Here is a 22,784-nt window from a genome sequence, read left to right as displayed (position 1 = left end):
TCAATTTTGGTATGCAAAAATAAGAATAAAAAAAATCCGTCTGATAGTTTTATCAGACGGATTTTTTAATTTCAGTATCAAATACTTAAACCTTCATGATTTCAGCTTCTTTTGCAGCCAGTAATTCATCAATTTTTTTGATAAAAGTGTTTGTTAGGTTTTGAACTTCTTCTTCTGCAGATTTACAGATATCTTCTGAAGTTCCTTCTTTTTCTAATTTTTTAATATCAGTATTTGCATCTTTACGAACGTTACGAATACCAATTTTTGCATCCTCAGCCTCGGATTTTGCCTGTTTTGCCAAATCACGACGACGCTCTTCTGTTAAAGGTGGAACGCTGATGATAATAACATCTCCGTTATTCATTGGGTTAAAACCAATATTGGCGATTAAAATTGCTTTTTCTATGGTTTGCAACATGTTTTTTTCGAAAGGCTGCAAAGTAATTGTTCTTGCATCAGGAACACTGATTTTTGACACTTGCGAAAGCGGAGTCGCCGCACCGTAATAATCAACAAAAACACCTCCAAGCATAGCCGGAGAAGCTTTCCCTGCACGAATGTTTAGAAATTCTTTCTCTAAGTGTGCAATAGAACCGTTCATAGATTCTTCAGTACTTTCTAATATAAAATCGATTTCTTCAGTCATTTTTTTTTAGATTTTTAGATTTTTAGAAGGTTAGATTTTTAGACTTAAAAATGTATTCTTCTAATTTGCTAACGATGATGTTTTATTTTTTGAAATTGCTTTTGAAAATTATAAAGATTGTTATTAATCTAATCTTCTAATAATCTAAGCAGTCTAAATATTTACTACAGTTCCGATGTTTTCTCCTTCGCAGATTTTCAAAAGGTTTCCAATTTTATTCATATCAAAAACAACAATTGGTAATTTATTTTCCTGGCTTAAAGTAAAAGCTGTTGTATCCATTACATTAAGTCCTTTTTTAAGAACATCATCAAATGAGATAAAATCAAATTTTACAGCCGAAGCATTTTTTTCAGGATCAGAATCGTAAACACCATCTACACGGGTTCCTTTTAAGATCACATCAGCATTGATTTCGATTCCTCTTAAAACCGCTGCAGTATCAGTTGTAAAATATGGGTTTCCGGTTCCGGCACCAAAAATTACAATTCTTCCTTTTTCTAAGTGACGATCTGCTCTTCTTTTGATATAAGGTTCTGCAATAGATTCCATTTTTAAAGCAGTCTGCAAACGCGTTTTCATTCCCTTGTCTTCAAGTGCGCCCTGCAAAGCCATTCCGTTAATAACAGTAGCAAGCATTCCCATATAATCACCTTGTACTCGGTCCATTCCTGCGCTTGCACCGGCAACGCCTCTAAAAATATTTCCTCCTCCAATAACGATTGCAATTTCTACTCCCTTTGCGTGAATCTGCTTAATTTCATCTGCATATTCGGCTAATCTTTTAGGGTCAATTCCGTATTGTAAATCACCCATTAAGGCCTCACCGCTTAGTTTTAGAAGAATTCTTTTATATTTCATATTTCGTGTTGCGTTAATTTGTGCAAATATAGACATATTCTGATTTTTAAAAATAATGTTTATAAAAAATTAATTGTACTTGAGATTTAATTTTATAACGTCTTTTTTGATTTTTTCTTTCGAATGTGACAAAAGTCATTCGAGGTTCTTTTTAAAATCCGTAATTTTATAGTAAGCAAAATAAACCTCTATGAAAAGTACTGTAGCCAAAGCATTATTCAACAGTCATTCTTATGCTGAATATCGAAAATTAGTTACTGATTTATTATCTGAAGGAAAATCAACAGGAAGTGAACAGTCTGAAAGTTTGACCAATTATTCCAAATTGAATGAAGCCAGAATGAATCGATTAGAAAAAACAATCAAAATATCTGAAGATGCAATTTCAAAACTACAGCATCTTAATAATCATTATATCTGGCTTGTAATTTCGGAAGGCTGGTGCGGTGATGCGGCTCAGATTCTGCCAATTTTAGATAAAATGGCACATGCATCTGATAAAAGGATTGATCTTCGGATTGTACTTCGTGATGAAAACGACGAATTGATGAATCAATATTTAACAAACGGCGGAAGAGCAATTCCAAAAGTTATTGTGATTTGTAAAGAAGCCGGAATTGTTCGTACAGACTGGGGGCCAAGACCAAAAGGCGCTGCCGAATTAATGGCTAATCATAAAAGAGACGTTGGGCCAATTGATGAAAAAATTAAAACAGATTTGCAATTATGGTATCTCGCAGATAAAGGAATTTCTGTGCAGCAGGAGTTAATTGAGATTATGGAAAACATCAAATATAACCGACTTTAATTGTTGACAGTTTTTGTAATAAATGTCTGAAATCCTTTGATGGTAAAGTGTTGATAGTAAATGTTATAATGTTTTTAAAAAATGTAAGAAAATATTTTTTTTATTAGAAAATTTTGTATCTTGCTATAACCAATCCCACTTCTATTATATATTTTTTGATTTACTCTTTTTATTGGTGTCTATTTTCTACTAACGATTAAAAAAGCACTATTATGAAAAAGTTATTCGAAAGGTTTTATGATTATTTTTCAACATTCTTGTTTGGAGGAAAAAATGTTCCTCACTATTGATTTAATAGTCAAGAATGATGTAACATTATTTTAGAAGTAGGCACATTACAATATTTTATATGTAATGTGCTTCTTGTTTATAAAGTAAGACTTTCTTCAAACAACGTAATATCAATTGCGTTTTTTACGTCATAATCGCCAATCTTCGTTCTGCGTAAAACAGTTAAATGCGAACCAGAATTTATTGCTTTTCCAAAATCATAAGCTAGAGAGCGAATATAAGTTCCTTTACTGCAAACTACTCTAAAATCAATTTCAGGCAAAGCAATTCGGGTAATTTCAAATTCGTGAATCGTAGTTTTTCTGCTTTCAATTTCGATTGATTCGCCGGCACGCGCATGCTCGTATAAACGAACCCCATCTTTTTTAATAGCCGAAAAAATAGGTGGTTTTTGATCGATTTCGCCTAAAAATTGTTTCACTGTTTCGTGAATTAAAGCTTCGTCGATATGTTCCGTTGGAAAAGTCTGGTCGATTTCGGTTTCTAAATCATACGATGGAGTAGTAGCCCCAATGTAAAATGTTCCTGTATATTCTTTTGCCTGACCCTGAAGCTCAGAAATTCTTTTGGTAAATTTTCCGGTACAGATTAATAATAAACCTGTTGCCAGCGGATCTAAAGTTCCAGCATGACCAATTTTAAATTTTTTTGGAAGCCCGACTTTATTAATTAAAAGGTATTTTAATTTATTGACCGCTTGAAACGAACTCCATTTTAAAGGTTTGTCTATCAATAAAACCTGTCCGTTTAAATATTCTTCGGGTGTCATTATATTATGGTAAGCGGGTGAATAAAAAAGTGGATTAACAATAAGATGATTCCGGCAAGAATTCGGTAATAACCAAAAACTTTAAAACCGTTTTTCGTCAAAAATCCAATAAAGGTTTTAATTGCCAAAAGTGCCACAATAAAAGCAACTATGTTTCCAATAATTAATATATTGACTTGATCGTGAGATAATTCAAATCCGGCTTTATAATAATCGTAGCATTTTTTTACTGTTGCGCCAAGCATAGTTGGTACTGCAAGAAAAAAGGAAAATTCGGCAGCCGTTGTTCTTGATAATTTTTGAGACATTCCGCCCACAATACTTGCGCCGCTTCGGGAAACTCCCGGAATCATGGCGATACATTGAAATAATCCAATTTTAACCGCTTGTAAATATGTGATTTCTTGTGAAGTTTCGGTAGTATTCGGGTTGTTAAACCACTCGTCAACTTTCAATAAAATTAATCCTCCAATTAAAAGAGAAACCGCAACTGTAATCGGATTTTCTAATAAACCATCAATAAAGTCGCTCAGCAATAATCCTAAAACTACGGCTGGAATAAAAGCAACTAAAAGTTTAAAGTAAAAATCAAGTGTTTGAAAAAAACGTTTAAAGTATAAAACGACAACCGAAAGTATGGCACCAAGCTGAATAACAATCGTGAAAAGTTTAGTGAAATCTTCATGTGCGATTCCAAAAAAAGAAGAGGCAATAATCATGTGCCCGGTTGAAGAAACAGGTAAAAATTCTGTAATCCCTTCAATAATGGCAAGAACGATAGCTTGTAATGTATTCATTTAATTTAGATTGTTAGATTATTAGACTTCTTAGACAACTTAGATTTTTGGAAGAGATAATCTAAAAATCTAAGTTGTCTAAGTTGTCTAAGAAAGTCTATTTAGATTTTTTGAAAATAGAATAAATCGTGATTCCAAAACCAATTAAAACAGTAGTTGGAGCTAAACGAATACGTCTAAAACTGAAAACATCTTCATTAAAAACATTTGGATTATCGCTTCCTCCTCCGGACATTAAAATAAATCCTAAGGCAATGACACCAATACCAACTAATAAAATTTTATAATTGATACCGTCAAAAAGGAATTCTTGTTTTTGAGGATGTTGTTCTTCTTTATTACTAATATTTTTCATTTTGTCATTGCGAGGAACAAAGCAATCTTATCCTCTGTTTTTACGAGTTTATTTTTAATCTAAAATCTAAGGTCTAAAATCTAAAATTAATAAAGATCGTCAGTTCTTAAATTCAGGAAACGTTGTGTTGCAAAGTGTGTGCTTACCCATGTAATTAAAACGCCTAATCCGAAAACGGCCAATAAAACCAATCCAATTAAAGCTTTATCTTCTAAAATTCCTAAGCCAGGAAAATTAGTTTCTACATAGAATAAAAGTCCAATTAAACCGATAATTGCCAATAGAGCACCAAGCATTCCTAATTTTACACTGCGTGTTACAAAAGGCTTACGAATAAACGATTTTGTAGCACCCACCATCTGCATGGTTTTAATGATAAAACGGTTAGAATGAATTGATAAACGCAGCGAACTATTAATTAATAAAACAGCAATTACAGTAAGGAAACCGCTGATAATCAAAATCCACATACTTACTTTTTTAATATTGTCGTTTACAAGATTTACTAATTGTTTGTCGTAAACAATGTCTTCGATCATAGTATTTTGACGTAATTTGCTTTCGATTTTAGAGATACTGTCTCTTTCAACATAATCCGCTTTTAAGTGAATGTCGTATGAATTCAATAACGGGTTTTCGCCCAAAAATGTCAGGAAATCTTCTCCAATAATGTCAGTATGTTCTTTTGCTGCTTTTTCTTTGGTTACATAAACATAAGAAAGTGCAAAAGGAGCTCGTTTTAATTCTGAATCAAATGCTTTGATAATGCTGTCATTCGCTTCGTTTTTAAAGAAAACCGTCATAGCGATTTTTTCTTTAAAATCATCTGCCAGTTTTTTAGAATTGATAATGAATAATCCCAGTACTCCTAAAAGGAATAAAACCAAGAAGACACTTAATACAACCGAAAAATAAGAGGAAATTAACCTGCGTTTTTGAAATTTATCAAAATTAGAACTCATAGATACTTAAATTATGTGGTAAAAATAATAAAGAATTTCTTTATTTAAAGTTAATAACAAACTTTTATACTATAAATGTACGATTTGATATTGAATAGTAAAGGGAATTTAACCGCAAAGTTCGCAAGTTTTACGCAAGGTTCGCAAAGTTAAAAGAGAAATGTGACGGATTAAAGTATTAAAATGATTTTAAAAATTGGTGTAAATCCTTTAATCTGTAGCAAAAAAATGCTCAAAGTTCATAAAGCTTTGCGTTTAAATATTTAAATTTTGTTAGTTTCCCAAACTAATGACAAATAATACAATCCGCCAATTGACGGCCCGCCAAGGATTGAAGTATAAGGTTTGTTTAAAATATTCGTTCCGCCTAATTTTGTAGTGAGGCCTGTTTTTTTGAAATTATAATTGATTTGTGCATCCATTGACCAATAAGCCGGAACAGTTCCGCTGACTAAAAAAGAAACATAATCAAAATTGTTTTGATAACGGGCTGTCGCACTTGCGCTAAGATTTTTCCAGATATTTTGAGCAAGAAAAGTTCCGTTAACATTAAATTCCGGAGTGTTAAAACCATCTTCTAAGCCATCTTTATCATCAGTTCGGTCGAGTTTAGTGTAAGTAAGATTGGTTAAAGCTGTAAAAGTTTCGTCAAATCTATATTTTAAACCCAGACTTCCGCCATAATTATAAATCTTACTTTTAGAATTAGTCCACAATCGGTAACGGTTTTGAGTATTTTTAGAATACAATGCAGTCGGAATTTGATTTGGATCTGTGGTATTTGGAATACTGGCTTCGACCTGAGCGATGAAATTTTTATACGAGTTATAATAAAAATCAGCATCAATGTAAAGGTTTTTGTTTAGTGTAATTCCCCTAAAACCAAATTCAAACGACTTTACAAATTCAGGCTGTAAATATGTATAAGGATTTTTTTGAATGGTATTTTTATTCTTTTCAATCGCCTGCGCCTGAGTTAATCCGTTTGTATTCACATCACTGTTTACCTGAGACTGAAATTTATCTATTGAAGCTTTGGTATATGAATTTTCAAAAATTCCGTCAGACATAATTCGTAAACCGCCAACACGTTTTACACCGCCTGAATTCACGTTAGAAAACCCTTCAAAAATACTCGGAAATCGATATCCATTTTGATATGATGCTCTAAAATTAAGGGCTTCTTTTGGAGAATAAACCGCTGTAAACTGTGGCGTAAATTTAGCATCAAAATAATCAGCTTTGTCAATTCGTATTGTAGCACCTAAACGTAGTTTTGAATGAAATAAATCTTTTGTTAATTGTGTAAAACCTCCTGTTTTTTGATAGGTTAAGTTTTCATCAGCGTGTACAGGATTAATGAAATAATTTCCGTCTGGAACGATAATGTAATTTCTGTAATCGAAACCGCTTAAAAGTTTGGCGTCGATTTTTCCGAAGAATTCATCAAAAGCTTCGTCCCAGTTAAATAAACCTTCAGCATGAACCAAAGTCGATTTTACACGCAAAGCCGCACCAATATCCCAGTTATTAATATCAATTAATTCATTTTTCTTGTTTTCGTAAGCTTCAGTTCCGGGTTCAAATCGACCCTGATCAGATTGCGTTCTGGCAATTTTGTGTGCATCGGCAATTGCTGCGCCATTTGTAACTGCATTTTTATAAGCGGTGCTGTAATCTGCAAACCATTTATCATCAGATTTGTAAGCGCGATCCATGTTCTCGGCTAAAGAACGCATGTTGTATGAGTTTCCGGTGTTTTCGGTTGTAGCATATGCTTTTACCTGAAAAATGGGAGTATGATAATCTACCGCAAACTGATTTAAAGTATAATTGTCAAGCCTAAAACGGTTTGAACGCTGATAAATCGTATTGATTAAAGCTGTTTTATACGTAACAGAAAGTTCATTTCCTTGTTTTGGGCGAAAATAAAAACCAACATCAGCTTTATAGTTTTTAATATCATAATCAGAAATGTCAGTTTCGCGATAACCTGTTCTGGCAACAACATAATTTTTACCATTTAGGTTTAATGTTTTTCGGTTTGCCGATTCATTTCCGTAACCATTTACTTCATCGTAAGCCGGATTATCGGTGCCAAATAAATTGGTTGACGCATTTGCATTTGGAGCCAAATCCGTTCTGTCATCTGCAACCCAGTCAGTTCCACCGGTTGACGAAACATTTATTTTAAAAGCCAATTTAGAATTGAATGCTTTCGCTAATCTTAAATTAAACTGCGAATAAACTTTTGGTGAAAACCGGTCAATATTTCCAACATGATTTATACCTGTTAATTGCTGTACGCTTATTCCTTGATATTCAAAAGGGTTTTTAGTCTGAATATTGGCCAAACCATTAATGGCGTTCATTCCATATAAAGCGGCTGCCGTTCCGGGAATAATTTCGATTTTATCAATATCAAGATCATTTGCACCCAGCGCATTTGCAATTGGAGCACCCAGATGCGGTGCCTGATTGTCAATTCCGTCTACTAATTGTGCAAATCTAACATTGGTCGAATTGGCAAAACCTCTGGTATTTATAACTTTAAAACCTAAACTTGGTGTAATAATCTGAACGCCTTTTACATTTTCCAGCGCTTCATAAATACTTGCCGATCCCATATTTTTAGCTTCTGCCGATTTTAACTGCTCGATGCTTATTGGCGAACGCAATAAATTCTCTGAACGTCGGGATGCTGTAATAACAACTTCGTTCAATTCTTCTTTTTTAATACTGTCTTGTTTTGCTTGAGAATTTTCAGTTTGAGAAAAACTTTTCAAACTTATAATTAGAAAAAAAAGATATAGTTTTTGGTTCATGTTTTTAGCTTTATTTCAGTATGTTTTAAAATGAATACTGATGATTAAAAAAAATGGTTTTGGTTTAAATGCTTTATCTGCTCTGGGTTTTATTATCTCGCAAAGATGCAAAGGCGCAAAGTTTTTTTTCTTTTTTAAGTTTTAATATTATTCTCTTTGCGACTTAGCATCTTTGCGAGATTAAAAATATAAACTCTGCGAATTGATTCTTTAGTTAAAATTTTAGGTTTTGAGTTTCTTTTTGAGCAAAATCTTTAATACGTTTTTCGAGTTCATAAAAAGTAGTTATCGCTCTTTCCCCGGCTTCTGTCAATCGTGCGCCGCCGCCGCCTTTTCCGCCCAGTAATTTTTCAACAAGCGGACTTTCCGCACGCTGGTTCATTTCTTCAACCAATTGCCAGGCTTGGCGATACGCCATTTTCATCTCTTTCGCAGCATTCGTAATCGAACCTGTTTTTCGAATATTTTCTAAAAGCCAAATTTTACCAATACCGAGAAAGGCGCCTTCAGTTTCTTCAATCCAAACCCGAACTTCAACTTTGTATTTTTTGCTGTCAGCCATTTTAATTTTTTTAATGCTATTACAAAAATAGGTATTATGCTGTAATATTATTCTTTGATTATACTGGACTGAAGTCCAGCTCTACAATATCGCTCATTCCTACGGAACTTTATTACTAACAATTCTTTTGGCAAAAATGTTGTTTTTCTAAGTATTAAAACGCAAACATAAGTATTTTTACGTAATTAAAAATAAGTATTCTGTTATTTTATTTGTTTGTCAGCGAAATAGCTTTGGTACAAACGACAATAAATGTAAATTTGTGGCTTAATTCATTAAAGTGATAAAATCTTTGAACCTTGTCACTTTGCAACTTTGAACCTTAGAAATGAAATACAATCCAAACGAAATTGACGCCAAATGGCAAAAATATTGGGCAGAAAATCAAACTTTTGCAGCAAAAAATAACTCTGAAAAACCTAAACATTATGTTCTCGATATGTTTCCTTATCCATCAGGTGCTGGATTACACGTTGGGCATCCTCTGGGCTACATCGCTTCAGATGTTTATTCTCGTTTCAAAAGACACCAGGGCTTCAATGTTTTGCACCCAATGGGTTACGACAGTTTTGGATTGCCGGCAGAACAATATGCAATTCAGACAGGACAGCGTCCGGAAGATACAACACGTGTAAATATTGATGGTGGTGTAGATAAAGAAGGAAAGCAGATTGCTGGATACAGAAAACAATTAGATAAAATAGGATTTTCATTTGACTGGAGCCGTGAAGTACGAACTTCAAATCCTGACTATTACAAACATACACAATGGATTTTTATCCAATTGTTCAACTCTTGGTATTGCAGAAAACAAGGACAGGCATTTGAAATTTCAGAACTTGTAAAAGTTTTTGAAGAAAGCGGAAATGCATTGGTTGAAGCAGTTTGCGATGATAACGTTGCGATTTTTACTGCTGACGAATGGAATGCTTATTCTGAAGATCAAAAAGAAAAAATCCTTTTGCAATACAGAATGACGTATTTGGCAGAAACGGAAGTAAACTGGTGTCCTGGTTTAGGAACTGTTTTGGCAAATGACGAAATTGTCAACGGTGTTTCTGAACGTGGAGGCTTTCCTGTTATAAGAAAAAAAATGACACAATGGAGTATGCGAATTTCTGCTTATGCCGAACGCTTGCTTCAAGGTTTAAATGATATTGACTGGAGTGAATCTATAAAAGAATCTCAAAGAAACTGGATCGGAAAATCGGTTGGTGCTTTGGTGAAGTTCCAAGTCAAAAGTCAAAAGTCGAAAGTCGAAAGTGAAGCTGCACTTTCAGACTTTGGACATTCGGCTTTAGACTTTATCGAAGTTTTTACAACAAGACCTGATACTATTTTCGGAGTTACTTTTATGACTTTGGCGCCAGAACACGATTTGGTTGCTAAAATTACAACTCCGGAACAAAAAGCTGCGGTTGAAGCATATATCGAAAAAACAGCAAAACGTTCTGAACGTGAGCGTATGGCCGATGTAAAAACCATTTCGGGTGTATTTACAGGAGCTTACGCAGAACATCCTTTTACAAAAGAACCAATTCCGGTTTGGATTGGTGATTATGTTTTAGCTGGTTACGGAACTGGTGCTGTAATGGCGGTTCCTTGCGGAGACGAAAGAGATTATGCTTTTGCTAATTTCTTTAAAGGTCAAAACGGAATGCAGGAAATCAAGAATATCTTTGCTAATGTTGATATTTCTGAAGCCGCTTATGGCTCAAAAGATAATGTTGAAATCGCAAATTCTGATTTCTTAAACGGATTAAATTATAAAGATGCAACCGGAAAAGCGATTTATAAACTAGAAGAAATTGGACAAGGAACAGGAAAAACAAATTACCGTTTGCGTGATGCTGTTTTCTCTCGTCAGCGTTATTGGGGTGAACCGTTTCCGGTTTATTATGTAAACGGATTGCCTAAAATGATTGATGCACAACATTTGCCAATTATTTTACCTGAAGTAGAAAAATATTTACCAACCGAAGATGGTCTGCCTCCGTTAGGAAACGCAGCAGTTTGGGCTTGGGATACAAAACAAAATAAAGTTGTCAATACAGATTTAGTTGACAATGTTTCGATTTTTCCTCTTGAATTGAATACAATGCCAGGTTGGGCGGGAAGTTCTTGGTATTGGATGCGTTATATGGATGCACATAACGAAAATGAATTTGCAAGTAAAGAAGCTTTGGCTTACTGGGAAAGTGTTGATTTATACATTGGAGGAAGCGAGCATGCAACCGGACATTTATTGTATTCTCGTTTCTGGAATAAATTCTTAAAAGACAAAGGTTTTGCTCCAACCGAAGAACCATTCAAAAAACTGATCAATCAGGGAATGATTTTGGGAACAAGTGCTTTTGTTTATAGATTAAATGTTACAAGTGTTTCGGGAGGAAGAGATAATTTTGGGAATGATACCGTTGGAGAAGGTATTTATGGAAAATCATTATTTGTCACATCAAAATATTATAAAGAATTCATTAAGCATAGAGATAGATTTTATAACTCAAAGGAATATTTGGATTTTATTAAAAATCCAGAGAATGTTAGTTCGGAATTTAGAATTGATTTGAGTAGAGGAAATAAAGTTATTGTTTTTGATGAAGAAAGCGAAATATTAAAAGAATTGTCAGATTTATTATTTGATAAAGCTTCTATTGAAACTTCTACGATTAGAATTTATGATCAATCATTTGCTAAATTACATGTAGATGTTTCCATTGTAAATTCTTCTGACGAATTAGACGTTGAAAAATTCAAAGCTTGGAGAGAGGATTATGCAGACGCAGAATTCATTTTAGATGATAACGGAAAATACATTGTAGGCCGAGAAGTCGAAAAAATGTCGAAATCAAAATACAATGTTGTAACGCCGGATGATATTTGTGCAGAATACGGTGCTGATACATTACGTTTGTACGAAATGTTTTTAGGTCCGTTAGAGCAGGCAAAACCTTGGAATACCGCTGGAATTTCGGGAGTTTTTGGTTTCTTGAAAAAATTGTGGCGTTTGTATATTGATGAGAATAATGGTTTAATCGTAAACAACGACGAACCAACAAAAGACAACTTGAAGTCATTGCATAAAACCATCAAAAAAGTAGCAGAAGATATCGAGAATTTCTCTTTCAATACTTCGGTTTCTCAATTTATGATTTGTGTAAATGAATTGTCTTCTCAAAATTGTCATTCAAGAGCGATTTTAGAACCATTAGCAATTTTGGTTTCGCCATATGCGCCGCATATAGCAGAAGAATTATGGTCGCAGTTAGGGCATACAACTTCAATTTCAGAAGTTGCTTTCCCAGCTTTTGATGAGAAACATTTAATTGAAACGAATAAAGAATACCCAGTTTCTTTCAACGGAAAAATGCGTTTCACAATCGAATTGCCTTTGGATTTAACCGCAGCGCAAATCGAAGAAATCGTTATGAAAGATGAAAGAACGTTAAAACAATTAGACGGAAGAACTCCAAATAAAGTGATAATTGTTCCTGGAAGAGTTATTAATCTTGTAGATTAATTTTAAAATTCCAATATAAAAATTCCAAATTCCAATTTTACGATTGGAGTTTGGGATTTTTTTTGTGCCTGATTTTTTGTGCCACGTTAAGTCTTTGCGAGGAACGAAGTAATCTCATTTGCCGGATCAAACTTTGTGTTTTATTATAGTGAGGCTGCTTCGTTCCTTGCAATGACAAAAATGTGAAAAAGCTTTGCGGCCTTTCACTTTTGCAAGCAAAATAACCTAGCGTCCTTTGCGAAAAAACCTCCGTGAACTTTGCGTTAAAAAACACACCTGACATAAGACAAAAATGTCTGAAAAAATGCCAAAATGACATTTTGTTAAAATGGTTCATAATTTGCAGTTTGTTTTGTAAATTTAAATTCAATCAAAAAAGATAAAGATATGGGATATGAATATTTAATACTTGCCGGAGCGATAATGCTCTTTAGCTGGATGGTGAGTTCGAAACTTAAAAGTAAATTCGAATTATATTCTAAACTGCAATTACGAAACGGAATGAGCGGCGCAGAAATCGCTGAAAAAATGCTCGCTGATAACGGAATTAGAGATGTTCGTGTTATTTCGACTCCGGGTCAGCTCACAGATCATTATAATCCGTCAGATAAAACAGTAAACTTAAGTGAGGCTGTTTACAATCATCGTAACGCGGCTGCGGCTGCTGTTGCGGCTCACGAATGCGGACATGCAGTTCAGCATGCGATTGGTTACGAATGGTTAACGATGCGCTCTAAATTAGTGCCAATTGTAAACGTAGCTTCAAGCTATATGCAGTGGATTTTATTGGCCGGAATTTTAATGATCAGGACTTTTCCGCAGTTGTTATTAGTTGGGATTGTAATTTTTGCCGTAACAACCTTATTTTCGATCATTACTTTACCGGTAGAATATGATGCGAGTAACAGGGCTTTAGCATGGCTTGAAAATAAACACATGTTAACACAAGAAGAACAGGCCGGAGCAAAAGATGCCTTAAAATGGGCCGCAAGGACGTATGTTGTTGCCGCTCTTGGGTCAATTGCAACGTTGCTGTACTATATCTCAATTTATTCCGGAAGCAGAAGGAATTAATGTGATAATTAGATAATTGGTCAATTAGATAATTTATTATAAACCCGACAGGTTTTAAATCTGTCGGGTTTACTATTTATAGATTACATATTTTAATAAATTATAAAATATAACCCAAGATGCGGTTACTATAAATATGGCATTTAAGTAATTTTTATTTCCAGATTTAAAAAAATTATAAAGAAGGAATATACTATAAATTATACTTGCTGGAATCGATAATAAGAAAAAAAGGTCGCTGATATTAGGAGCATGTGGACTACCCGTTGGCTGAAATGTTCTTATGAGTATAAAAAGTATAAAGTAAACTATAAAAAATATTATTGTTTTAATTTCAGGGCGAATATTGAACATGAAATAAAATTATCTAATTATTAAATTTTCTAATTGATACATTCCTAAAGCTGAATCTGCCTGTCAATCTGCTGATCCAGAGAAATAAAGGTCTCTGTTCTTGAAACACCTTCTATAGCTTGAATTTTAGTATTTAAAAGCTGCATTAAATGTTCGTTATCGCGACAGATAATTTTAATTAAAACCGACCAGTTTCCGGTTGTATAATGACATTCCAGAACTTCGGGTATTTTTTTTAAATCTTTTACGGCTTCAGAATTTCGGGAAGCTTTGTCAAGATAAACTCCTACGAACGCCATAGTATTGTAACCTAAAACTTTTGGATTTACGGTAAATTTCGATCCTGAAATAACACCGGACTGCTCCAGTTTTTTTAATCGCTGATGAATTGCAGCTCCCGAAATGCCGATTTTATTAGCAATTTGTAAAATAGGTTTTCGGGCATCATCCATAAGATATCGGAGGATTTCTTTGTCGATACCGTCAATTTCGATTAAAAGGGAGTTGATTTTCATAACTTATAATTTGAAACTATTTATTGTGATTTGGGTTTAGAATAGAAATCAAATGTAGTTAAAAGGAGGTAAAAAAGAAAATTCCAATTTTTTAAATCCCAAATTCCAAAAACATAGCCCGTGGTTTCAACCACGGGAAACGCACGAAAACGTAAGGAGATAAAGAATTGATTAAAAACAAAAATTCCAAATCCCAATATAAAAATTGGAATTTGGAATTTAAAAAATTTTAATATTTTAAAAAAGGATTACTTTCCTTTGTTTGCTTCTGCAATATATTTCTCTAAAGCCATTGTCATAGAAGGCGTTTCAGGAGTTGGAGCAAGAATATCAATTCTTAAACCGTGATCTAAAGCTTCTTTTTGAGTTGTGCTTCCAAATACAGCGATTCTGGTGTTGTTTTGTTGAAAGTCCGGGAAGTTTTTAAATAAAGATTTAATTCCTGTTGGACTAAAAAACGCTAAAACATCATAATAAACATCAGCAAGATCAGACAAGTCGCTCATTACAGTTCTGTAAAAAATAGCTTGTGCCCAATCTACTTTCAGGCCGTTTAATGTTATAGGAGCATCAGCATTTAACTGGTCAGATGCAGGAAGCAAAAACTTCTCGTCTTTGTACTTTTTGATAAGAGGAGATAAATCTGCAAAATCTTTTGCTCCAACGTAAATTTTACGTTTTCTGTACACAACATACTTTTGAAGATAAAACGCTACTGCTTCAGATTGACAAAAATATTTCAATCCTTCAGGAACTTTGTAACGCATTTCATCAGCCACTCTAAAAAAATGATCTACAGCATTTCGACTTGTTAAAATGATCGCAGTGTAATGATTAAGATCGATTTTTTGTAATCGAATCTCTTTTGCGCTAACCCCTTCCACATGAATAAATGGTCTGAAATCAATTTTTATTTTGTGTTTTTGTTGGAGCTCAAAGTAAGGAGAATTCTCCACTTTAGGTTCAGGCTGTGACACCAAAATTGTTTTCACTTTCATATTATAAACATTTTCTAAGCACTCCCTTTTGTTATCCAATAATAAAGAAAATAATAAGGCGCTATTTCAAGAGCGCAAAGATATAAAATAAAATAAAATAACTTACCGATTATTACGTTTTGATATGTTTTAATTGAAATAAAATAAGAGTATAGACTGATACAGAGCGAAATACCTATCGTTACTAGTGGTACAATCGTTAGAATATTGTCATAATAAAACAAAATAGCATTGATTGGAAGGATTAAAACGCCAATATAAGTTCTGTAAGTAACTTTTTGCAAATTAAAAAGTTCTACAAAGTCGTCGATGTTGAATGCTGCGGCTACAATTTTCTCAATTAAATATTTTGCCAGAATAAAATAAAGCAGAAAAGTTGCGATTTGGATGAACAAAACATAATCGGTTTTTGAAGCTTTATCATACATACTCAATGTAAGCTGAATAAAAAAGGCAAACGAAATAACCTGCACAAAAAACAACCCAACTGTAAAGCTGCTTTTCATGTGGCTGTTATCGCGATAGATTTTTGCATATTTATCTGAGAAAATAAGCTTACTAAATTCTGAAAAACGAGTTTCATAAGCAGATTTTGTCATGGCAACAACGGCAAAGGTCAGGACAAATAAAGCCGTTGCCCAGTCTTTGTTTTCAATAATTCGTGGATGAAGGTGTTCAATCATAGCGTCACAAAATTAGTAATTTTTTGTATCAATAGTTTTATTATGTATTTATTATGAACCAAATGCTATAAAAAGTTTACTTTTGCGGTGAAATTACCGAGAAAAAAATGAATGATAGTATTGTCATAATTCCTACTTATAACGAAATTGAAAACATAGAAAGTATAGTGAGAGCTGTGCTTTCGCAGCATAAATCTTTTCATCTCCTAATAATCGATGATAATTCGCCGGATCATACTGCCGATAAAGTTGTTGCATTACAGGAAGAATATCCGGGAAGATTATTTCTTGAAAAAAGAGTTAAAAAATCCGGTTTAGGAACCGCTTATGTTCATGGTTTTAAATGGTCATTAGAACGTAAATATGATTTTATTTTTGAAATGGATGCCGACTTTTCGCACAATCCAAATGATCTTGAAAAGCTATATGATGCCTGCCATTTTGGAGGTGCAGATTTAGCGATTGGTTCCCGTTATGTTACGGGTGTAAATGTGGTCAACTGGCCTTTGAGCCGAGTTTTAATGTCTTATTTTGCTTCAGTTTATGTAAAATTTATTACCGGAATGAAAATTCATGATGCTACAGCCGGTTTTGTTTGTTATAAAAGAGAAGTTTTAGAGAAAATTAATCTGAACAAAATAAAGTTTGTTGGATATGCGTTTCAAATCGAAATGAAATACAGAACTTATTGTGCTAAATTTGAAATAAAAGAAGTGCCGATTATTTTTACAGACAGAACAAAAGGAGTTTCAAAAATGAGTAATGCGATTATTAAAGAAGCAATTCTGGGTGTAATTTCTCTTCGATTAAAAAAATTAGTCAATACATTATAAAGATAGAACATGAATAGGATTTTAATAAAAAATGCCAAAATTGTAAACGAAGGATCTATTTTTGATGGAGATGTTTTAATCGAAAATGACTTAATTGTTGAGGTTGCAGACAGCATCAGCCTTAAAACATCTGATTGTATTGTTATTGATGCCGAAGGAAATTATTTAATTCCGGGTGCAATTGATGATCAGGTGCATTTTAGAGAACCGGGATTAACGCATAAAGGTGATATCGAATCTGAATCGAGAGCTGCAATTGCGGGAGGAATTACTTCTTTCATCGAACAGCCAAATACGGTTCCGAATGCGGTTACTCAGGAAATATTAGAAGATAAATACCAAATTGCTGCCGAGAAATCATTTGCGAATTATTCGTTTATGATGGGTGCAACAAATGATAATCTGGAAGAAGTTTTAAAAACAAATCCAAAAAATGTTGCGGGAATCAAGATTTTCCTGGGTTCTTCAACAGGAAATATGCTGGTTGATAATGAAGCTACTTTAGAAAGAATCTTTTCAAGTACTCCAATGTTAATTGCGGTGCATTGCGAAGATGAAACTACAATTCAGAATAATTTAGCAGAATTCAAAGAAAAATATGGTGAAGATGTTCCGGTAACGGCGCATCATTTAATTAGAAGTGCAGAGGCTTGTTATCTTTCGTCTTCAAAAGCGGTGGCTTTGGCAAAGAAAACTGGAGCACGTTTGCATATTTTTCACCTTTCTACAGCAAAAGAAATGGAATTGTTTACCAATAAAATTCCGTTAGAAGATAAAAAAATCACCGCTGAGGTTTGTGTACATCATCTTTGGTTTACTGATGAAGATTACAAAACAAAAGGAAATTTCATCAAATGGAACCCTGCTGTAAAAACAGAACACGACAGAGCTGAACTTTGGAAAGCTTTAAATGACGGCCGAATTGATGTTATTGCAACAGATCATGCGCCGCATACTAAGGAAGAAAAATTACAATCGTACTTAAAAGCACCTTCGGGAGGGCCGCTTGTGCAGCATGCAGTTGTGGCAATGTTTGAAGCGCATCACCAAGGGAAAATCACCGTGGAGAAAATCGTGGAGAAAATGTGCCATAATCCGGCGAAGATTTTCAAAATTGAAAAAAGAGGTTTTATTAAAGAAGGTTATTTTGCCGACTTAGTAATTGTAAACCCAAGTTTGCCATGGAGTGTAAATTCAGATAATATTTTATACAAATGCGGCTGGTCTCCATTTGAGAATATGGCTTTTAAATCTAGAATTACGCATACTTTTGTAAACGGAGAATTGGTTTACAATAACTTTAAGGTAAAAGATGTCCGCGCCGGAAAACGATTATTGTTTGATAGATAAAAAGCTGAAATGAAGAATTGTTTAGTAATACTATTGGTTTTGTTTCTTTCTGTAAGTTGTAAAAAAGAGGTTGTAAAACAGCCGGCTAAACTTATTGAGAAAGATAAAATGATTGATATTATGTATGATTTGTCTCTTCTCGAAGCAATGAAATACCAGCATCAGGAATTGTTAGATTCTACAGAAACCAGCCCAACAAAATTCATTTTAAAAAAATATAAAGTTGACAGTCTTCAGTTTGCTCAAAATAACATGTATTATGCCGCAGACTATGAGAACTACAAAGATATGTTTGATGAAGTAGGCAAACGGTTAAAAGTGGCCGAGCGAGCTGCAGATTCTCTTGTTACTATTGAAAATAAAAAAGCGGAGAAAGAAGCCAAAAAGAAACTTAAAGAAGCTCCGAAAACTTCAAAAGATTCAATCAAAAAAACTTCAAAACAACAAATAAATCTCGATTCGATAAGACAGCAAATGAGAAAACCAAGAAGATAGGTTTATAATTTCGAAACGTCTTTTATGTATTGATGTACATCTAAAAAAACCGTTCCCAGAGCGGTTTTTATTTTTTCATTAGAATACAAACTTTTAGAATAAGATGCTTTTGCAGTCGCTTTTGTAATAGTTCTTTTTTGAAAAAACAAAGTCGAAAATATTCCATCAGCAATCCAAAGGAGATTCATTAAAAAAGGCTTTGCATGAAGATGTGGTTTTTTGACTTTCAAGACATCGGCAATGGTGTTCAGAATATCTTTAAAAACAATATTGTCTGTAATTAAAGTAAAACGTTCGTTTTTGATGTCACTTTTCATTAACTGGTACATTGTCTTTACAACATCATCAATAGAAATAAAACCAGTGCTTCCGAGTGTGTAAAAAGGAAGTCCGTTTGCAACTTTTACATACAATTCTGCACTTCCCTGCTGTTTATTTTTTGTTTTCGGAATTGGACCCAAAATAACTCCCGGATTTACAATAATTACATCTAAACCTTCCTGATGCGCGCGCCAGACTTCCATTTCGGCACCATATTTTGAAATGGCATAATCGCTGTGCGGTTTTTCCGGATTCCAATCTGTTTCTTCAGTAATATAAGTTTCGTGAGGAGCTAAATCGCCAAGAGCAGCAATAGAACTCACAAAGCAAAATTTCTTTATTCCTCTGGCAAGAGAAAAATTAACCATATTGGCTGTTCCTTCAATATTGGTTTTTCGAAGTATTTCTTCATCTGTTGGATCAAAAGAAATAAATGCAGCACAATGATAAACGTAATCGATAGTATTAAAAGCAATTTCCAGAGAAGGAACGTCTAAAATATCGGCTTCAAGCCATTCTATTTTTTCGAATAAATCAGCTTTTTTATACAATTCAAAAACCGATTTTGTTTTTTGAATATTGCTTTCGTTTCGGTAAATAGCCCGAACATTTTCTCCATTTTCAATTAAATGAAGCAATAAATGTGAGCCCACTAAACCTGTTCCGCCAGTTACTAATACCATTTTGTAAAGATAAGTTTTTGCTTGGAAGGTGCAAAGGGACAAAGGCTCAAAGTTGCAAAGGTTTTTTTTGGAGGTTCAAAGTTTCAGAGGTTCAAAGGGACAAAGTTTTCATATAGTTTTTTGATATTGATATTGTAATTGTTTTTTGATTTTTCTTTTTGTAATTGTCATTGCTTTTTGATATTGCCATTGCCATTGATTATATTTGCGCAAAATATTTTAAAAATGAAGAATCTAGTTGAAGAATTAAAGTGGCGCGGTTTATACCATGATAGCATGCCAGGAACGGAAGAACAATTGCTAAAAGAGGTAACGGCGGCATATATTGGTTTTGATCCAACGGCAGATTCGCTGCATATTGGCAGTATGGTTCAGATTATTTTATTGGTTCATTTAAAGAATTTTGGTCATCAGCCAATTGCTCTTGTGGGCGGCGCGACCGGAATGATTGGTGATCCTTCTGGAAAATCTGACGAAAGAAATTTGTTGAACGAAGAAACTTTGGCTAAAAACGTTGCCGGGATCAAAAGTGTTCTGTCTCGTTTCTTAGACTTTAATTCAAAAGAAGCAAACGCTCCAATTATGGTGAATAACTATGACTGGATGAAAGAATTCTCGTTTATTGATTTTGCCCGTGAAGTTGGAAAACGTATTACGGTAAACTATATGATGGCGAAGGATTCTGTTAAAAAGAGAATTAACGGAGAAGGGGAAGGAATGTCTTTTACGGAGTTTACTTATCAATTAATTCAGGGATACGATTTTTATCATTTATATAAAAACAATAACTGCCTTTTGCAAATGGGAGGTTCTGACCAGTGGGGGAATATTACCACAGGTACAGAATTAGTACGCAGAATGGGTGGAGAAAGTGCGAAAGCTTTTGCATTAACTACGCCTTTAATCACAAAAGCAGACGGGTCTAAATTCGGTAAATCTGAAGGTGGAAATGTCTGGCTGGATGCTGATAAAACTTCAGTTTATAAATTTTACCAATTTTGGGTAAATGCTACAGATGTTGATGCAGAGAAATATATTAAAATCTTTACTTTCTTAGATAAGGAAACTATTGATGGTTTAATTGCGGAACACCAAGCGGCACCGCATTTAAGAATTTTGCAGAAGAAACTGGCTGAAGAAATTACGATTTTTGTTCATAGTAAAGAAGAATTGGAAAAAGCAATTCAGGCTTCGAATATTTTATTTGGAAATTCTACTGCAGAAGATTTGAAACAGTTAGATGAGGCTACTTTCTTAGAAGTTTTTGATGGTGTTCCTCAGGCTGAAATCGCAAAAGCTGATTTAGAAAACGGATTGGAGATTGTTACTGTTTTAAATGAAAAAACAGGTTTCTTTAAATCAAATGGAGAGGCGAGAAGAGCTTTAACAGCAAATTCAATTTCTGTGAACAGAGAAAAAATTAAAGAAGATTTTGTTTTGACAACAAATGATTTGATTAACAATCAGTTTGTGTTGTTACAAAGTGGAAAGAAAAATTATTTTGTAATTAGAGTAGTTTAAAAGTTTTAACTGTTTAATCGGTTAATTGTTTAATCGATTTTTTGAAAGTTAGAACATATTATATAGATCCCAATAGTTTGAAAGAACTGTTGGGATTTTTTATTTTAATATTATAATCAACTGATATTTTTAGTATGTTTATCACTTAAAAAATAAACTTATGATAGGAATTGTATTTATTTATTGGATTTGGAAATCGTTTAGCGACCTAGCTAATGAATATAATAAAAACAAATGGACTTATGCTCTTATTGGGTTAGCGTCTTATTACGGAACTACTCTTGTCGCAGGTGTTATATATGGAGCTTGTGTTGTCTTTATTAATGGTGTGGATGGGGTAAATGACGAAAACTATAATAGTATTGGATGGAATTTGCTTTTCGTTCTTTTGGGAGGACTAGTGTGTTATGGGGTTTACAGTTTATTGAAAAGTAAAGGCGAAAAAGAAAGAGAATTGTCTAGAAAAGAAGGAATAGATAGTATTGGCGTAACGGAAGAAAATTAGATTTTTTGTTTAACTGTTTAATCGATTTCAACAAATAAACGATTAAACATTAAAGAACCATTAAGTTACAGCCGCGAATATCAGAATTATCAAAACGTCCCAAAACTTCAAAAGAGTTGTTGGGATTTTTTTTGCCTAAATCCTGAGTTGCGATAAAAGAACATGAATTGATGTTGGCTAAGTCAATTACGTTTATTCCACCCGTTTTTCCATCATTCACGTAAGTGAGGGCATCTTCAGGATCACGAACTAAAATATGCATCCATGACGGGCATTCAAAAACGCCTTCGCCTAAAGAATAGGCCTGAGCTAAAAGTTCCGTCATTCCGTATTCAGAATGAATAGAAGAAACGCCAAAGCCTTTGCAAAGTATTTCGTGAAGTTCTTCACGAATCATTTCTTTACGTTTTCCTTTCATTCCTCCTGTTTCCATTATAATGGTGTTTTGAAGGTTGAACTGATGTTTTTCAATCAAATCTAATAAGGCGTATGTAACACCAATTAAAATCACATTTTGGCCGGCTTCGTCTAATTCAGTTAACTTTTTAATTAAGTCGTCGTGATTGTGTAAATAAAAGCCGCTTTCGGGCTGATTGGATAGTTTTATTAAGTCTTCGACCATATAAATAAGCGAAGATCCCTCACGCTCTAAATAAGACGGCAAAAGGGCTAAAACAACATAATCTTCGATATTGCCGTAAAATTGAGAAAAACCTTTGCGGTAACTTTCCTCATATAAGGAAACATCGGTCACTAAATGTCTGCTGGTGATCATTCCGGTTGTACCGCTGCTGGTAAAAGTTACCTGAGCAGGATTTTCATTAGAAACCACATCGTGGCTTTTGAAAAACTGAATGGGTAAAAAAGGAATTTGCTGCAATGATTTTACCTGCTGAACATCTGTCTTTAAAAAATCACAGAAGTCACGATATACCGCATTATTAGCGTATTGAAAGCGAAAGACTTTTAATGCTGTTTTTTCAAATTGTTTATGGCTTGAAATCGTAAATATATCGCTGGCTGTAATCAAAACTTCTTTTTTGTGCAAAGATA

21 protein-coding genes are annotated in these 22,784 nt (G+C 33.8%); 8 read left to right on the top strand and 13 right to left on the bottom strand.

The window, feature by feature from the left end; translation table 11 throughout:
• Nucleotides 1-85: 85 nt before the first annotated feature.
• Nucleotides 86-649, bottom strand: coding sequence for a ribosome recycling factor (gene frr / locus ASD98_RS21150; RefSeq protein WP_056208476.1), 564 nt, complete (start codon nucleotides 647-649; stop codon nucleotides 86-88).
• A 153-nt stretch (nucleotides 650-802) separates the two neighbouring features.
• Nucleotides 803-1,510, bottom strand: coding sequence for a UMP kinase (gene pyrH, locus ASD98_RS21145; RefSeq protein WP_053472459.1), 708 nt, complete (start codon nucleotides 1,508-1,510; stop codon nucleotides 803-805).
• Nucleotides 1,511-1,700: 190 nt separating this feature from the next.
• Here pyrH and ASD98_RS21140 point away from each other — a divergent pair, with 190 nt between their 5' ends.
• Nucleotides 1,701-2,318, top strand: coding sequence for a thioredoxin family protein (locus ASD98_RS21140; RefSeq protein ID WP_056208474.1), 618 nt, complete (start codon nucleotides 1,701-1,703; stop codon nucleotides 2,316-2,318).
• Between the two features lie 367 nt (nucleotides 2,319-2,685).
• On the opposite strand, the gene truB is transcribed toward ASD98_RS21140, so the two are convergent.
• The 6 genes from truB to ASD98_RS21110 form a co-directional block, all read right to left on the bottom strand.
• Entirely contained in the window at nucleotides 2,686-3,378 is a 693-nt protein-coding gene (gene truB, locus ASD98_RS21135; RefSeq protein WP_056208471.1) for a tRNA pseudouridine(55) synthase TruB, read from the bottom strand.
• A complete protein-coding gene (locus tag ASD98_RS21130) occupies nucleotides 3,378-4,175 on the bottom strand; it encodes an undecaprenyl-diphosphate phosphatase (protein ID WP_056208468.1) in 798 nt (265 codons plus the stop codon). Before ASD98_RS21130 ends, truB begins: the two co-directional genes overlap by 1 nt.
• Before the next feature lie 97 nt (nucleotides 4,176-4,272).
• Nucleotides 4,273-4,530 carry a DUF3098 domain-containing protein gene (locus ASD98_RS21125; RefSeq protein WP_056208464.1) on the bottom strand — a complete coding sequence of 86 codons (258 nt, stop codon included), beginning with the start codon at nucleotides 4,528-4,530 and terminating at the stop codon, nucleotides 4,273-4,275.
• 86 nt (nucleotides 4,531-4,616) lie between these two features.
• A complete protein-coding gene (locus ASD98_RS21120) occupies nucleotides 4,617-5,492 on the bottom strand; it encodes an ABC transporter permease (RefSeq protein WP_056208462.1) in 876 nt (291 codons plus the stop codon).
• 263 nt (nucleotides 5,493-5,755) lie between these two features.
• A complete protein-coding gene (locus ASD98_RS21115) occupies nucleotides 5,756-8,317 on the bottom strand; it encodes a TonB-dependent receptor (protein WP_056208460.1) in 2,562 nt (853 codons plus the stop codon).
• A 214-nt stretch (nucleotides 8,318-8,531) separates the two neighbouring features.
• Entirely contained in the window at nucleotides 8,532-8,879 is a 348-nt protein-coding gene (locus ASD98_RS21110) for a winged helix-turn-helix domain-containing protein (RefSeq protein ID WP_056208455.1), read from the bottom strand.
• 328 nt (nucleotides 8,880-9,207) lie between these two features.
• On the opposite strand from ASD98_RS21110, the gene ASD98_RS21105 reads away from it, so the two are divergent.
• Nucleotides 9,208-12,399, top strand: a complete 3,192-nt coding sequence (locus tag ASD98_RS21105; protein WP_056208453.1) for a leucine--tRNA ligase — start codon at nucleotides 9,208-9,210, stop codon at nucleotides 12,397-12,399.
• A gap of 387 nt (nucleotides 12,400-12,786) precedes the next feature.
• Complete coding sequence (locus ASD98_RS21100; protein WP_056208450.1) at nucleotides 12,787-13,473, top strand: zinc metallopeptidase; 687 nt, start codon at nucleotides 12,787-12,789, stop codon at nucleotides 13,471-13,473.
• A gap of 398 nt (nucleotides 13,474-13,871) precedes the next feature.
• Here the strand turns inward: ASD98_RS21100 and ASD98_RS21095 are convergent, their stop codons facing one another.
• The 3 genes from ASD98_RS21095 to ASD98_RS21085 form a co-directional block, all read right to left on the bottom strand.
• Complete coding sequence (locus tag ASD98_RS21095) at nucleotides 13,872-14,342, bottom strand: Lrp/AsnC family transcriptional regulator (RefSeq protein WP_035681816.1); 471 nt, start codon at nucleotides 14,340-14,342, stop codon at nucleotides 13,872-13,874.
• Nucleotides 14,343-14,590: 248 nt separating this feature from the next.
• Nucleotides 14,591-15,340, bottom strand: coding sequence for a uroporphyrinogen-III synthase (locus ASD98_RS21090; RefSeq protein ID WP_053472472.1), 750 nt, complete (start codon nucleotides 15,338-15,340; stop codon nucleotides 14,591-14,593).
• Between the two features lie 14 nt (nucleotides 15,341-15,354).
• Nucleotides 15,355-16,023, bottom strand: coding sequence for a DUF4271 domain-containing protein (locus ASD98_RS21085; RefSeq protein WP_056208448.1), 669 nt, complete (start codon nucleotides 16,021-16,023; stop codon nucleotides 15,355-15,357).
• A gap of 107 nt (nucleotides 16,024-16,130) precedes the next feature.
• Here ASD98_RS21085 and ASD98_RS21080 point away from each other — a divergent pair, with 107 nt between their 5' ends.
• From ASD98_RS21080 to ASD98_RS21070, 3 genes are read left to right on the top strand one after another with little or no spacing between them, the layout of a single operon-like run.
• Nucleotides 16,131-16,856 carry a polyprenol monophosphomannose synthase gene (locus ASD98_RS21080; RefSeq protein WP_056208445.1) on the top strand — a complete coding sequence of 242 codons (726 nt, stop codon included), beginning with the start codon at nucleotides 16,131-16,133 and terminating at the stop codon, nucleotides 16,854-16,856.
• Between the two features lie 9 nt (nucleotides 16,857-16,865).
• Nucleotides 16,866-18,206, top strand: a complete 1,341-nt coding sequence (locus ASD98_RS21075; RefSeq protein ID WP_056208441.1) for a dihydroorotase — start codon at nucleotides 16,866-16,868, stop codon at nucleotides 18,204-18,206.
• A 9-nt stretch (nucleotides 18,207-18,215) separates the two neighbouring features.
• Nucleotides 18,216-18,701, top strand: a complete 486-nt coding sequence (locus ASD98_RS21070) for a DUF4296 domain-containing protein (protein ID WP_056208438.1) — start codon at nucleotides 18,216-18,218, stop codon at nucleotides 18,699-18,701.
• A gap of 2 nt (nucleotides 18,702-18,703) precedes the next feature.
• Here the strand turns inward: ASD98_RS21070 and ASD98_RS21065 are convergent, their stop codons facing one another.
• Complete coding sequence (locus ASD98_RS21065; RefSeq protein WP_056208435.1) at nucleotides 18,704-19,705, bottom strand: NAD-dependent epimerase/dehydratase family protein; 1,002 nt, start codon at nucleotides 19,703-19,705, stop codon at nucleotides 18,704-18,706.
• Nucleotides 19,706-19,930: 225 nt separating this feature from the next.
• On the opposite strand from ASD98_RS21065, the gene tyrS reads away from it, so the two are divergent.
• Complete coding sequence (tyrS, locus tag ASD98_RS21060; protein WP_056208966.1) at nucleotides 19,931-21,226, top strand: tyrosine--tRNA ligase; 1,296 nt, start codon at nucleotides 19,931-19,933, stop codon at nucleotides 21,224-21,226.
• 160 nt (nucleotides 21,227-21,386) lie between these two features.
• A complete protein-coding gene (locus tag ASD98_RS21055) occupies nucleotides 21,387-21,731 on the top strand; it encodes a hypothetical protein (RefSeq protein ID WP_056208433.1) in 345 nt (114 codons plus the stop codon).
• Between the two features lie 49 nt (nucleotides 21,732-21,780).
• Here ASD98_RS21055 and ASD98_RS21050 read toward each other — a convergent pair whose 3' ends face one another.
• Nucleotides 21,781-22,779, bottom strand: coding sequence for an acyl transferase (locus tag ASD98_RS21050; RefSeq protein WP_369814798.1), 999 nt, complete (start codon nucleotides 22,777-22,779; stop codon nucleotides 21,781-21,783).
• Nucleotides 22,780-22,784: the final 5 nt, after the last annotated feature.

The organism is Flavobacterium sp. Root186, assembly GCF_001428525.1.
In the GTDB taxonomy this organism is placed as follows: domain Bacteria; phylum Bacteroidota; class Bacteroidia; order Flavobacteriales; family Flavobacteriaceae; genus Flavobacterium.
Note: the sequence above shows the minus strand (reverse complement) of the source record. Positions and strands in the feature narration are given on the sequence as shown.